This window comes from Daejeonella sp., from assembly GCF_030684675.1.
GTDB lineage: Bacteria > Bacteroidota > Bacteroidia > Sphingobacteriales > Sphingobacteriaceae > Daejeonella.
The window spans coordinates 24,884-39,671 of the sequence record NZ_JAUXXZ010000079.1; the positions used below are offsets into that span (position 1 = coordinate 24,884).

Annotated in this window: 12 protein-coding genes; 7 read left to right on the forward strand and 5 right to left on the reverse strand. The window is 40.3% G+C overall.

Annotated elements, in window-relative coordinates:
* Nucleotides 1-18: 18 nt before the first annotated feature.
* From Q8M41_RS16815 to Q8M41_RS16840, 6 genes are all read left to right on the forward strand, one after another.
* The gene (locus Q8M41_RS16815; protein WP_305366462.1) at nucleotides 19-3,402 is read left to right on the forward strand and encodes a ThuA domain-containing protein; all 3,384 of its coding nucleotides are present in this window, start codon (nucleotides 19-21) and stop codon (nucleotides 3,400-3,402) included.
* A gap of 18 nt (nucleotides 3,403-3,420) precedes the next feature.
* Nucleotides 3,421-4,593 carry an aldose epimerase family protein gene (locus Q8M41_RS16820; RefSeq protein WP_305366463.1) on the forward strand — a complete coding sequence of 391 codons (1,173 nt, stop codon included), beginning with the start codon at nucleotides 3,421-3,423 and terminating at the stop codon, nucleotides 4,591-4,593.
* Between the two features lie 92 nt (nucleotides 4,594-4,685).
* Nucleotides 4,686-5,843: a Gfo/Idh/MocA family protein gene (locus Q8M41_RS16825; protein WP_305366473.1), complete on the forward strand. Its 1,158-nt coding sequence runs from the start codon at nucleotides 4,686-4,688 to the stop codon at nucleotides 5,841-5,843.
* Between the two features lie 9 nt (nucleotides 5,844-5,852).
* Nucleotides 5,853-6,905, forward strand: coding sequence for a sugar phosphate isomerase/epimerase (locus tag Q8M41_RS16830; protein ID WP_305366464.1), 1,053 nt, complete (start codon nucleotides 5,853-5,855; stop codon nucleotides 6,903-6,905).
* Nucleotides 6,906-6,946: 41 nt separating this feature from the next.
* Complete coding sequence (locus tag Q8M41_RS16835; RefSeq protein ID WP_305366465.1) at nucleotides 6,947-7,351, forward strand: c-type cytochrome; 405 nt, start codon at nucleotides 6,947-6,949, stop codon at nucleotides 7,349-7,351.
* A 1-nt stretch (nucleotide 7,352) separates the two neighbouring features.
* Nucleotides 7,353-8,051: a DUF1080 domain-containing protein gene (locus Q8M41_RS16840; protein ID WP_305366466.1), complete on the forward strand. Its 699-nt coding sequence runs from the start codon at nucleotides 7,353-7,355 to the stop codon at nucleotides 8,049-8,051.
* A gap of 123 nt (nucleotides 8,052-8,174) precedes the next feature.
* On the opposite strand, the gene Q8M41_RS16845 is transcribed toward Q8M41_RS16840, so the two are convergent.
* From Q8M41_RS16845 to tyrS, 4 genes are all read right to left on the reverse strand, one after another.
* Entirely contained in the window at nucleotides 8,175-8,522 is a 348-nt protein-coding gene (locus Q8M41_RS16845) for a four helix bundle protein (protein ID WP_305366467.1), read from the reverse strand.
* A gap of 145 nt (nucleotides 8,523-8,667) precedes the next feature.
* Nucleotides 8,668-9,888, reverse strand: coding sequence for an alanine racemase (locus tag Q8M41_RS16850; RefSeq protein WP_305366468.1), 1,221 nt, complete (start codon nucleotides 9,886-9,888; stop codon nucleotides 8,668-8,670).
* A gap of 477 nt (nucleotides 9,889-10,365) precedes the next feature.
* Nucleotides 10,366-12,189 (reverse strand): DNA mismatch repair protein MutS, encoded by a 1,824-nt coding sequence (locus Q8M41_RS16855; RefSeq protein WP_305366469.1) that lies wholly within the window; start codon nucleotides 12,187-12,189, stop codon nucleotides 10,366-10,368.
* A gap of 55 nt (nucleotides 12,190-12,244) precedes the next feature.
* A complete protein-coding gene (gene tyrS, locus Q8M41_RS16860) occupies nucleotides 12,245-13,528 on the reverse strand; it encodes a tyrosine--tRNA ligase (protein WP_305366470.1) in 1,284 nt (427 codons plus the stop codon).
* 141 nt (nucleotides 13,529-13,669) lie between these two features.
* On the opposite strand from tyrS, the gene Q8M41_RS16865 reads away from it, so the two are divergent.
* Nucleotides 13,670-14,356: a hypothetical protein gene (locus tag Q8M41_RS16865; RefSeq protein ID WP_305366471.1), complete on the forward strand. Its 687-nt coding sequence runs from the start codon at nucleotides 13,670-13,672 to the stop codon at nucleotides 14,354-14,356.
* A 104-nt stretch (nucleotides 14,357-14,460) separates the two neighbouring features.
* On the opposite strand, the gene Q8M41_RS16870 is transcribed toward Q8M41_RS16865, so the two are convergent.
* On the reverse strand, nucleotides 14,461-14,788 hold a 328-nt coding region (locus Q8M41_RS16870), incomplete at its 5' end, for a hypothetical protein (protein ID WP_305366472.1).

A 14,788-nucleotide genomic window follows, 5' to 3' on the forward strand; every position in this document is an offset into this window, starting at 1 on the left:
CAGAACATAAAAATAACCATGAAAAGAATTTACAAACTGTTGCCATTCTCTTTGCTGATACTTGCCCTGTTTGCTTTCACCAAATGGGAACAAGCAGTTAAACCCAGAGTCCTTGTCTTTAGTAAAACTGCAGCTTACAGGCATGAGTCGATTGCAGCAGGTAAGACGGCTTTGATCAAATTGGGTAAGGAAAACGGATTTATTGTCGATACCACCGAAAACGAGAATTATTTCAATGATGATTCCCTGAAAAACTATTCTGCAGTGATTTTCCTGAGTACCACCGGTAACATATTGAACAGTCCGCAGCAAATCAGTTTTGAAAGGTTTATTCAGGCCGGTGGTAGTTATGTCGGAATTCATGCAGCAGCTGATACTGAATACGACTGGGAATGGTATGGAAAATTGGTGGGCGGATATTTCAAAAGCCATCCAAAGATTCAGGAAGCTACGATGATTGTGAATGACCGCACACACCTCTCCACAAAACACCTTGATGAAAAATGGGTTCATAAAGATGAATGGTATAATTACAAAAATTTGAATCAGGACGTAAAGGTTTTGATCTCTTTGGATGAAAAGAGTTATACAGGTGGAGAAAATGGAGATTATCATCCTATTGCATGGCATCATGAATTTGAAGGAGGAAGAGCCTTTTATACTGGTATGGGACATACTAATGAATCATACTCTGATCAGCTTTTCCTGAAACATCTTCTTGGAGGTATAAAATATGCGATCGGAAATAATGTTCCATTAAATTATGTTAAAGCCAAAACACCTCCAGTACCTGAAGAAAACCGTTTCGTAAAAACAGTTCTGACTACAGGAACCTTGTTTGAACCGACTGAAATGGCGATCCTTCCGAATCTAGACATCCTGCTAGTTCAAAGAAGGGGAGAGATAATGCTTTATAAAGAGAAAAGCAAAAGTATATCACAGGTTGGCTTTTTAAATGCCTATCACAAAACCGCAGTTGCGGGTGTGAACGCTGAAGAGGGAGTGCTTGGAATTGCAACTGACCCGGCCTTCAAAGAGAATAATTACGTTTATATTTTCTACAGTCCGATAGATACCTCAGTAAACCGTCTCTCACGGTTCAAATTTGTGAACGACAGGCTGGATAACTCATCTGAAAAAGTAATTCTGGAGTTCTATTCGCAAAGAGAGATATGCTGCCATACCGGAGGATCAATTGCCTTTGGCCCTGATGGACTCTTATATGTTTCGGCTGGTGATAATGCAACCCCGTTTGATGTACCAAAACAGACTTTTGTAAATAAAGGCTACGGGCCTATGGACAACCGCCCGGGGCTTCAACAATATGATGCCAGAAGATCCTCAGGTAATACCAATGACCTTCGTGGAAAAATTATGAGGATAAAGGTAAATGAGGATGGCAGCTATAGCATTCCGGAGGGAAATTTATTTCCACCCAATACACCTGGTACAAGACCAGAGATTTATGTAATGGGAAACAGAAACCCTTACCGAATCTCCATCGACAAGAAAACAGGATTCCTTTACTGGGGTGAGGTAGGCCCTGATGCGAATGCCGATAGTCCCGAAAGAGGATCGAGAGGCTACGATGAATTGAACCAGGCAAGAAAGGCGGGCTTTTTTGGATGGCCATTTTTCGTAGGGAATAATTACCCATACCGGGCATACGATTATACCAATGGAACAATCGGTGAGGCATTTGATCCGGCTAAGCCTTATAATAATTCGCCAAACAATACTGGTCTGGAATATCTTCCTCCAGTTTCACCCGCATTTATCTGGTATCCTTATGCGGCTTCAAAGGAATTTCCTCAGGTTGGTACCGGAGGCAGAAATGCAATGGCAGGACCGGTTTATCATACTGAATTGTATCCTAAGGAAACTCGTTATCCTGATTATTATAACAATAAACTATTTATTTACGACTGGATCAGAGGCTGGATAAAGGCGGTTACCATGAAACCTAATGGTGATTACGATAATATGGAGGCCTTTATGCCGATGACAAACTTCTCCTCTCCGATCGATATGGAATTGGGACCTGATGGACGCATCTATATTCTGGAATACGGAAAAGGCTGGTTCTCAAAAAATCCTGATGCAGGTATATCCAGAATTGATTTCGTTGCCGGCAACCGCCCTCCAAAGATTAAAGAATTAATCATAAGCAAAACAAGCGGAGTACTTCCATTTAAATTGCAAGCCAAAGTTGAAGCCAGCGATCCCGATAAGGATAAAATGAATTATGTCTGGGAGCTTGGCAATGGGATCAAAAAATCAACTATACTGCCAAGTATCGAACATACCTTTACTAAAGCGGGAGAATATGCAATCAGCGTTCTGGCAATCGACAAAAATTTTGCAAGTACCAATAGCAGTCCGGTAACCATTTCTGCAGGAAATGCCCAGCCCAAGGTCAGTATTCAGTTAAAGGGAAATCAGATTTTTTATTTTGCCGGAAAACCGGTAGAGTACGATGTTACAGTCAGTGATGAGGGTTCTACGGTCAATAAAAACACCATTTATGTAGCGAATAATTATACTAAAGGTACAGACCTTGCAGGAGCTTCAATGGGGCATCAGGTATTTACAGAAGTACAGGCCGGGCAGGCTTTGATGCTTAAATCAGATTGCCAGTCCTGTCATCAGGTAAGTACCAAATCTATTGGTCCATCGTACACCCAGGTGTCTGCAAAATACCAAAGTGATCCTAACGCAGTTACTTATCTGGCTGCAAAGATCATTAAAGGGGGTGGTGGAACATGGGGAGAGGTAGCAATGCCAGCTCACTCAACTATGAACGATGATGATGCAAAGAAAATAGCTCAATGGGTTTTATCACTTGAGAATAAAGCTGTAAATAAGGCCACTTTGCCAATTCAGGGAAGTATTATCCCTGCACAGGAATCTGAAAATAATATTTTTAGCATCTACGCTTCTTATACAGATCAGGGACAAGCTGGACTGAAACCCCTGACAGGCTCTGCTACAGTTTATCTTAGAAGCAATATAATTAATGCAAGAGAAATCACTGATAGAACCAGAATTGGTTTGAAAGACTCAACCAATACCGGTTTTCTGATCTATCCACAAAACAATGGATGGTTCAAACTGAGCAATATGGATTTATCAGGCATCAGGAATTTAGAATTTGCTAATCTTTCAAAAGGCGGCGGGGGTATTTATAATGTTGAGGTCCGTGCGAATTCAGAGAGCGGGGCGCTTATCGGAAAAAGCAGTTTTACGGATGGAGAAATTCCGGACCAGCAAAGCAATACCCTTGTTCAGCTTAATATTCCCGCCGACAAAAAGATAAGTAACTTGTTTGTGCTTATTATATCCGACCCTAAAAATTTAAAACCCAGGCCACTCCTTAAAGCTGTTACTTTCAAGCCGGAATAAATTTATAAAAAACAGGATATGATATTGCACCGAACACTCATTCTGCCGTGTTTTTGTCTGCTTGCTTTGTTTGCTTGCAATTCAACAACAAATAAAGATTCCGGAATAAATTCTGACAGTTCCTCCATTTTTAATCTGAAATCAAAAACTGCATTTCAAAAAATCATTGATGGTAAGAAAACAGATTTATACTTTTTAAGGAACAAGAACAATGCAGAGGCTGCTCTTACAAATTATGGTGCAAGGATCGTGAGCCTTAGCGTACCTGACCGATCGGGTAAATTAACAGATGTGGTAGTGGGCTTTACAGGTGTTGAAGCCTATCAGCAATCTACTGAGCCTTATTTTGGAGCCACAATCGGGCGCTACGGCAATCGCATCGCAGGCGGAAGATTCAAACTCGATGGTCAGGAATATTCAATTTTCATCAATAATAATCCGAATGCACTGCACGGCGGAAAAAAAGGCTTTCAGGATGTAGTTTGGGATGTCCGGCAAGTAAACGATCAAACTTTAGAGTTTAGCTATCTGTCAAAAGATATGGAAGAGGGATTTCCAGGGAACCTGCAGGTGAAAGTTATTTATACCCTGTCTGATGATAATGAGCTTATGATTGATTATAAAGCATCAACCGACAGGAAAACAATTGTAAATCTGACCAACCATGCATTTTTCAATTTAAATGGTGAAGGTAGTGGCAGCATTCTCAACCATACCCTGCAGATCAATGCAGAGCAATATACACCGGTAGATTCAACTCTTATTCCATTGGGAAAAATAGAATCTGTAGCGGGCAGTCCCTTTGATTTCAGAAAAGCAGTAAAAATAGGCGACAGAATTGAAGATAATAATATTCAACTGAAGTACGGGAAAGGTTATGATCATAATTATGTATTAAATCTGGCTGAAATCGGCGTGATGAAATCTGCTGCAATTGCAAAAGGTGATCAATCAGGGATTGTTATGGAAGTATTTACTCAGGAACCCGGCCTTCAGTTTTACAGCGGGAATTTTATGCAGGGTAAAAACACCTTTAAAGGAGGCAGTAAGGATGATTTCAGAACAGCATTCTGCCTCGAAACACAGCATTTCCCCGACTCGCCCAATCAGCCGGCATTTCCAACAACTGTTCTGAATCCCGGAGAAGTCTACAAAACAAATACTGTTTATAAATTCTCATTGAACAAATAATCCTGAATTTAATTCAGGATTATTTCCGGCAGACAAGAACAAAATTTTATATTTAATGTCGATTTGACACGAATAATTTTTAGCCTTAAATGATGAAAAGAAAATTAAGAATGGGAATGATTGGCGGTGGTAAAGATGCCTTTATCGGAGCCATTCACCGCATTGCAGCCAATATGGATGGCCTTATTGAGCTTGTATGCGGAGCCCTCAGTTCCAGTCCGGAAAAGGCCCTCGAAAGCGGCAGAACCCTGTTTCTTCCGGAAGACCGGATTTATCCGAATTATGAAGAAATGATACTTCAGGAGAGTCGTCTCCCTGCCGGACAGCGGATGGATTTTGTTAGTATTGTAACCCCAAACCATGCCCACTTTGCACCGGCGATGATGGCTCTGGAACATGGCTTTCATGTGGTGATTGATAAACCAATCACCTTTACACTTGAGGAAGCTAAACTGCTGAAGAAAAAAACCGAAGAAACGGGACTTAGTTTATTGCTGACCCATACCTATGCTGGTTATCCTATGGTTAAACAGGCCAGGGAAATGGTTAAAGCTGGCGAACTGGGTAAGATCAGAAAGATTATTGTAGAATACCCTCAGGGATGGTTAAGCAGATTATCTGAAAAGGATGGCAACCCTCAGGCTGCATGGCGAACAGACCCCGCAAGATCAGGAAAAAGCGGATGTATGGGTGATATTGGAACCCATGCCGCACATCTCGCTGAATATATCAGTGGATTAAAGATTATAAAATTATGTGCAGACCTCAGCATTGTGGTTGATGGAAGAGCTTTGGACGATGATGGCAACGTGCTGCTCAAATTTGAGAATGGTTCAAATGGGGTCTTGATTGCCTCTCAAATTGCAGCGGGAGAAGAAAATGCACTCCGGATCAGAGTATATGGTGAAAAGGGTGGACTCGAATGGGCACAACAGGAACCTAATACTCTAATTCTGAAATGGCTGGATGCTCCGGTTCAAATTTTAAGGGCGGGTGGGCATCAGCTTTCAAGCTATGCTGCGTTTAACAGCCGTACACCGGGAGGTCATCCTGAAGGATATCTTGAAGCATTTGCTAATCTGTACCGGAATTTTGCTCTATGTGTTTCGGCAAAAAATGAAGGTATAAAAGCAGCTCCCGAAGCATACGACTACCCTTCAGTTGATGAAGGCATCAGAGGAATGGCTTTTATCAATAATGTGGTAAACAGCAGCTTAAGTAATGATAAATGGACAAATTTTGAAGTTTAAAAATAGATTATGACTACAATAAAGGGACCTGCAATATTTCTTGCACAGTTTTTAGGTGATACCGCACCATTCAACAGCCTGGAATCAATTTGTAAATGGGCAAAAAGTCTTGGATTCGAAGGCGTACAGATCCCAACCTGGGATCCGCGCTGTATCGATCTTCAAAAGGCTGCAGAAAGTAAAACCTATGCGGATGAAATCAAAGGGATTGTGAATTCATGCGGTATGGAGATCACGGAGTTGTCTACTCACCTGCAGGGACAGCTGGTCGCTGTGAATCCGGCATATGATCTGCTTTTCGATGGCTTCGCTCCTGCCAGTGTGCACAACAATCCGAAAGCCCGTACAGAATGGGCCGTTCAACAATTAAAATATGCTGCAATTGCTTCAAAGCACATGGGCATCACTGCACATGCTACATTCAGCGGATCATTATTATGGCATACCTGGCATCCATGGCCGCAGAGGCCAGCCGGACTGGTTGATGCAGGATTTAAAGAACTGGCAAGACGCTGGCTTCCAATCCTGGATCATTTTGACCAGCATGGTGTGGATGTTTGTTATGAAATCCATCCTGGTGAGGATCTTTTCGATGGAGTAACCTATGAAATGTTCCTTGAGAAAGTAAACAATCATTCCAGGGCCTGTCTGCTTTATGATCCCTCCCACTTTGTATTGCAATGCCTCGATTATGTCCAATATATTGACCATTATCATGAGCGCATCAAAGCATTCCATGTGAAGGACGCAGAATTCAATTCAACAGGCAAACAGGGCACCTTTGGTGGATACCAGAACTGGGCTGACAGAGCTGGCCGGTACCGCTCTCCCGGCGATGGTCAGGTTGATTTCAAAAGGATCTTCAGCAAACTGACACAATATGATTTTAAAGGCTGGGCTGTAATGGAATGGGAATGCTGTATCAAGCATCCTGAAGATGGGGCACGCGAAGGAGCAGCATTCATCAAAGATCATATCATCAGAGTAACTGAAAGGGCATTTGATGATTTTGCAGGTACCGGAAGCAATGAGGAGTTTAACCGAAAAATTCTCGGTATTTAATTATTAATCATTATTTTCAAGCAATAATTTATCAAAAAAATATGAAAAAAATACTAATCGTTTTAGGGGTTTGCAGCGTAATTTTGGCATGTAATAGTGCTGAAAAATCAGAAAGTACAGAGGACACAACAGCCGCAGTTGAACAAGTTGCCGTTGACACCAGTGCTGCTCCGGCAAGCGCAGGCTCTGCAAAAGGTGAGCAGTTGATCAGTGGTTCAGATTGTCTGACTTGTCATAAAGTTGATGCTAAGATTGTTGGCCCATCTTATGCTGATGTTGCCAATAAATACGAAGCTTCTGAAGCAAACATTGAGATGCTTGCCGGCAAAATCATTAATGGCGGATCCGGTTCATGGGGTGAAATCCCAATGGCACCACACGCAGCCCTAAGTACAGATGATGCAAAGGAAATGGTTAAATACATTCTTTCCTTAAAAACTAAATAATATGAAAAAAATCAGTCTGATTATTCTCAGCGCAGTTCTACTTTCCGGCTGTGGCTCAAACAAAAACAGCATGAATTCCAAAGGATGGCAGAAATTATTTGACGGTAAAACAACTACCGGATGGCATAGCTATGGTAAAACAAGCGCCGGAACTGATTGGAAAGTTGTTGATGGTGTGCTTTACCTCGACGCTAAAAACAGACAGCCCGGACAAGGGGGGGATTTAACCACCAATGATTCATTCGATAATTTCCATCTCAGGATGGAATGGAAAATATCCAAAAATGGAAACAGTGGGATCATCTTTTATGTAAATGAGGACTTGTCAAAATACAAATCATCCTATAATACAGGTCCCGAGATGCAGGTGCTGGACAATGACGGCCATGCAGACGGCAAAATTCATAAACATCGCGCCGGAGATCTCTATGATCTTATTGCCAGTAGTTCTGAACCCGTAAACCCGGTTGGACAGTGGAATAAAGTGGAAATCATTGCCAACAATGGCAAACTTGACTTTTTCATGAACGGCAAAAACATTGTTTCTACAACCATGTGGGATGATGACTGGAAAAAAATGGTAGCCGGAAGTAAGTTCAATACCATGCCAGGGTTCAGCATCTACAAATCCGGAAAAATCGCAATCCAGGATCATGGTGATGAGGTTTGGTACAGGAATATTGAGATTAAGAAACTGTAAATAATTGAGAGTGGAGAATTGAGAGTGGAGAGTGGAGAATTAAAAAGCCCGTTAGGATTAAACTTAGCTGGCTTTTTTCTATTAACTGATTCAGACCTTCTTTATACCGTCTAAAAAAGGGTGTTATTTGATCCCTTTAGCTGTCTTGACAATTTTGACCAATAGTCTTAATAATTCATCACAATCATTACTTAAGGAAGAAAAGATTTCTATTGACAAATATCCGGTATCATTCAATAGGCTGATCCAATAAGCGGTTTCATTGGCCTCCTTTAATGCAACGTTCATCTTATGTACAAAATCAGCCCGGGATTGGGCATGATGTGCTTCTCTGACTAGTGCTCCAATAGCCGTTCCACTTCTAAGGAGCTGTTTGGATATAACATATTCCTTTTTATCCTCAACAAGAAGTTTATAGATGGCCACTACTCTTATGGCAAAACAATAAGATTTGGTTGCAACTACACTCAAGGCTCAAAAACATATAAACTGTGTGAGTGTAGATATAAATATTAAATTTTTTGAATGAAAATTATTAAGTGGTGTCAACTAATTAGTAAATGGAGAATTGAATGCGGATTCTCAATTCTCCACTCTCAATTCTCCACTCTTAACTCTATTGCGATTTCCCACGTGCAAGAATAGGCAGAATCTTTTCAACCTTACCATTCCGGATACCGTACATGAAATCATATAAGTTAACTACAGGATCACAGTGTGGTACGATTACCTCGAATTTATCTCCTACTTTATAGGTTTTGTTGGGATTGATGATTTTTACTGATCCGTACTCATCCGAACCTGCATTATAATCAAAATCAGGCTCTCCGATAATTTTTCCGTGAGGTACATTTAGTGTTAAAGCTTTTGATCCTGAATCTGTTACATATTTCCCTGCTTTGGAATCGTTGATAATTGTGGCCATTACTGTTAGAGAAGGATCGAAATCATCCATTATTTTTTCGTTGTTTGCACCACCAATAATCATGTATTGATGATCCATAAACAAATAGCTTCCAACCTGTACATCAGTAAAGCCAGGAATTTCATACATCATATCATAAGTACCGGTACCACCACCACTGAAAATCTCCATATTTAATCCGGATTTCTTCATCAGTTCATAGCTCCCGACAACCGGTTCAAAAGTTTTAAATGCCTGTGCTTTACGGGCCTTAAAACCTTCAACATGCTGAACAGCTCCGTCATATGCCAGTACACCATGGAATTTCAAGTTTGGTGCTTTATCTACAAATTGGGCAAGTTCCAATGCCGGCTGCCCATTTGCAATCCCTGATCTGTTGATAACATCCAGATCCACAACAATATCTGCAATAATACCTGCAGCCTTAGCGGCATCCTGAAGATCCCTGGCATTCTGCATATTATCTACCGCCTGAATGAAGCCTTTATACTTCTTTCTTAATGCCATTGCATGATTGATCTTCGATACTGAGATGTTAACTCCGGTCATCAATACATTCTGAATTCCGTTAGCAAGCATCACTTCCGACTCTGCAAGCTTTGCAGCACACACTCCTACCGCACCTGCAGCAACCTGCATCTTTGCAATGGCCGGACATTTATGTGTTTTAACATGCGGACGAACACCTGTACCTGTACCCTGCAACCGGGTGTGTACATGTTTAATGTTCTTTTCCATTTTATCAAGATCGACACATAGAGCCGGAGTGTCGAGGTCCCATTTTGACTTGCCAATATCAGATGATTTGACATCAATTAAAGTCTCAGCACTTAAGTTAGGTGACCACAAGGAAGAGGCTCCTGCAAAAGCACTTGCCTGTAAAAATTTTCGGCGATTGAAAGAATTAGACATTGTTCACAATTTAAAATTAGTTTAAGATTCTGTTTTAAATGTAAAAAAAAATAATCAATAATAGGCACCTGCCTGGCTGAGAGCAGATTCGAAAAAATATCAATCCTAAAGAATTAAAATAGGGAAATTAAATTTCTATTTATTTAATTAATTATCTAATAAATTAAATAATATTAAATAGATAATAGGCAGATTAGTTTATAATTCATTATGTTTCCACTGTATTTTAAAGGAAAACAGGTCGAAACATCCAACTCCATAAATGCATGAATTAGTAATCCGCTTGTTGCAAAAATTTATGTACCAATGTTGATACTTTCATTTCAATCAATAATCCCCGACTTTATTTTCAAAACAGCCTTGTTGCGATAAAACAAATAGTTGAGGAATACTGATTCCAGGGTAGCGAGAATACTCCCTGCTTATGCAATTAAAGAACCTGGCTGAAGAATAATGAATTAAGCATCAACAGCTTTCTTAATCCTGCTGATGCTGATTTTCAGGATAAATTCCGATTCTCTGAAGCAATAAAGAAGCATTAAAGGTTTTGCATTCCCCTTCCTTCAGCTTATAGTCAAACCTCATTTCATCGGCTTCCATTTGGATATCAAAGTAATAGTTGCGGATATAATCAGGATATTTCTGCTCTAGTCCGGCTATTTGCAGATCATGGGTAGCAACAATACCTACCGCATTTTGGGCGATCAGCTTTTCGATAACAGCCTTTGATCCGAGATATTTATCAACAGAATTGGTACCTCTCAACATTTCATCAATCAGGAAATAGACCTTCCCTGAATTATCCAGCATCTTAATCAGAGCCTGTAAACGATCGAGTTCTGCTTTAAAAGTTGAAGTACTTTCATTCAGAGAATCGCGGATACGCATATAGGTAAAAATCAGCATCCAACTAACTTCCATAGATAATGCGCATGATGGTGCACCACTCAGAGCCAGAACCGTATTAATCCCAAGAGTACGTAAAAAAGTACTTTTCCCTGCCATATTAGAGCCGGTGATAATATCTATTTTCAACTGATTATCCAGCAGATAGTCGTTATCAACCCTTTGTTGTGATGGGATTAATGGATGTCCGATGGATTTGGCCTTTAAAGTATAATTTTCCTGCTCATTGATTTCCGCAAAACACCATTCCGGATAATTTGTATTCAAAGAGCTCAGACTGATTAAAGCTTCGAAAGAAGCCAGAACATCAAAAGCCTGTTTCAGTCCTTCATGATTCTCTTTTTTCCAATGTTCTATTGCAAATAACTGCCTGATGTTCCATAACATCACAACATTCAGAATGCCCCCTACCGCTGTAAGCCCGAAAGTGAGATGACTGATCAGCAAAGAGAAACGTTTGATCTGCTCCGAAAGTTTCTTCTCCTCATTTCCTATCAAATCTTCTGCAAGCTGCCTGCACATTGTCGACTCCCATTTTTCCTCCATCACTGCTGATATGGCTTCAGAAAAATGATTCAGAATCCTGCTCATCTTACCAATCATACTATCGGTTTTGAGGATCCTTGAATAATAATTTTGCGTCAGGATTAAATTGAAGCTAATCAGGCCTGTGAGCAGAATGAGAAGAGCAGGAATGAACCAGCACCCGACTGCTATGATTAGAAATAATATTGGAATCCAGCGAACATATACTTTTAACCAGAAGGCGGGCTTTACAAGTTTTGTGTTCAGAAATTTAAAAAGTTCAGCCGATTGGTCATCAGCGGCCTTATTAGCAAAGAGTAAAACCGCCTGAAAATGATGTTTCCAGATTAAATTTGTACCCAATTCAATCACAGCCAATTGTCTTTCTCTGATGACAGCGATGCTACCAGGTTCCTTTAGCCAACCGGCCAATTTCTCAATCCCCCCATTTGTAGCAGAGCGGTTAATCATCCCGAAAAGAGAACCATTACCGAAAATATCCAGATCGGAGGAATACGGATGAAGGTCATCGCTAAATACTGAACCTTCGGAGTAGATATTTTGCTTTCGGTCAAGGCTGTTTAATTCGTTGGAATGAACCATGCTCAGATTCCTGAAATAATCAACTTGCTTTTGAAATCGCAGCTGCCGGGCCACAAGCCATGCGAAGCCAAGAATAAGTAAGAAAACTAAAAGAAAAGAAAGCCAGATCAGATTATAACTGATCGCCTGATAGAACAGAAAGATCCCCGCAATAAGCACAAAAAGGCGCAAAAAGGAATAAATATTGATTTGACGTTCAAATCTTTTTATCTCTGCATCACATTCATGTTGCTTTTCATTATAATACTCTCTGACAGGTTTCAGCAAAATTTATTGATAATAATTGGGGTTAATTATTTGGATTTCAGGGAATCAGGCAGTCTCAATTGGCAATGATCAGATAATAATTCTTTTTACCTTTTTGGGCAACCAGAAATTTACCCCTGATCAGATTTTTCTCAGTAAAAACCTGTGCAGGGTCTGCTACCTTTTCTTTATTGATCGATACTCCTCCACCACTGATCATTTTACGTGCTTCTCCTTTGGATGGAAAAACCTGAGTATTTTCAGCCAGAAGATCTGTCAGATTGATACCCGAAGAAAATTCTGAGGCAGACACCCCGAACTGTGGCAGGCCATCAAAAACATCGAGTACCTCTTCGTCACTCAAAGAATTAATAAATTCCAGAGAGCCGTTTCCAAATAAAAATTCGGAAGTTTTCAGGGCAGTTTCAAGTGCTTCTGCAGAATGACTCCTTATTGTAATTTCTTCAGCAAGTGCTTTTTGAAGGGTTCTGAGATGAGGGGTAAGGTCATGCTCACGCTCTAATTCTTCAATCTGATCCCTGGTCTTCAGCGTAAAGATTCTGATCCAGCTTTTAGCATCTGCATCTGTTGTATTCAACCAAAACTGATAAAATTTATAGGGGGAAGTCTTTGCAGGATCCAACCATACTGCACCGCTTTCTGTTTTACCGAACTTCGTTCCGTCTGCTTTTTTGATTAACTGTGTGGTGATTGCAAAGGCATTACCTGCAGCCTTTCTCCGGATTAATTCAGTTCCGGTTACGATATTTCCCCATTGATCAGATCCGCCCATTTGTATCTGGCAGTTCTTTTCTTTCCAGAGGTAGTAAAAATCATAGCCCTGAACAAGCTGATAGCTAAACTCAGTGAAAGACATCCCGGTTTCACCCTCAAGCCGCTTTTTGACTGAATCCTTAGCCATCATATAATTGACTGTCAGATGTTTACCTACATCACGAATAAAATCAAGAAAGGTAAAATTCTTAAACCAATCATAGTTGTTTACCATCTCAGCACTGTTGGCGCCGGTATTGAAATCAAGAAACTTCCTCAGTTGGTTCTCAAGACATTTTACGTTATGATTTAAAACGTCTTCAGAAAGAAGATTACGCTCAGCCGATTTACCTGAAGGATCACCCACCATTCCGGTTGCTCCGCCAACAAGTGCAAAAGGCTTATGCCCGGCTCTTTGAAAAAGTATCAGTGTCATGATTTGGGTTAGATGCCCCACATGCAATGAATCTGCTGTAGGATCAAACCCGATATAACCTGATGTCATTTGCTTGTTAAGTTCTTCTTCAGTACCGGGCATGATATCATGCAGCATTCCCCGCCAGCGTAATTCTTCTACAAAGTTCATTTTATCTTAAGGATCGTTTGGAATGCAAATATAGCAGAATTGATAAACCTCTGCATGTCAAAATTTTCGTAGATTTATGTTCTACAGCTATTATTCAGCTTGAATTAATCAATACAAATTCAATTCGATAAAAACAGTAAAATGAACTTCCTTTCTCATTTTTACTTTGACAGGCACAGCGAAGACCCGCATCTGGTTTTGGGTGCAGTTTTGCCTGATCTGGTAAAAAATGCCAGAAAGGACTGGAATCTGCATCCGGAAAGAAATGCAGAGCAGTTCAGTAGCAGATTCGAAAGCTCCATTTTAGAAGGCTGGAGACGACACATGATCGTAGACCGTAATTTTCATAACTCAGAATTCTTTGCTCAACACACCGCAGGTATCAAAAGAGCGATCATCCCGGCACTAAAAAATTCGGTAGTTCGCCCATCATTTTTAGCCCATATCTCGCTGGAGTTGATGCTTGATAGTACATTGCTGACCGAGAACCACATTCAAACCGTGGATTTCTATTCTCATCTAAAACAATCCGACAGGGAAGCGATCAACAGATTTCTTAAACTGAATGATGTCCAGGATACAAGCTATTTTTTCATTTTTTTCGATAAGTTCATCCAATCCAACTATCTCGAAAGCTATCGTGAGAGCCATAATATCATGTATGCCTTAAACAGAATCTGTATGCGGGTATGGAAAGACCCACTCAATGATAGCGAAATACTTGCCCTTAGAGATATTCTGAACGACTACCACCAAAATTTGCTGGGAAATTATATGGATATTTTTGAGGAAATAAACGGGAAATTAATTGACAGTTGGGATTCGTAAGTAGTATAATATTTCCGCCTTGTCTTGATACTTGGTTCTTGATACTTGATACTAACAAAAAAAGCCCCTTTCGGAGCTTTCTTTCTTGGTTAGCGGTATTAATATTATTGCTGTGTTACTGTATAAACTACCGGTACCACATTTAAACCTGTTGCTTTACCTGCGTATGCGCCACCTGCACCAATCAGGTAAGAAATATTGAATTTGTTTGTAGAATTTGTTTCTGTATCGAAGTTCACATCCAATGATGCCGGCTGAGTTACACTGAATGATAAGACATCGGAAATGGTAATGTTCAAATTTGCAGTCTGTGCAAATGATTTGGTACTTAATAAGGATACTGCTGCAATTGCGAATGTTATAATTACTTTTTTCATCTGTTTGTTTATGTCTGTTTTAATTTGTTGATGTTGATAAGCTATAGACAAATTA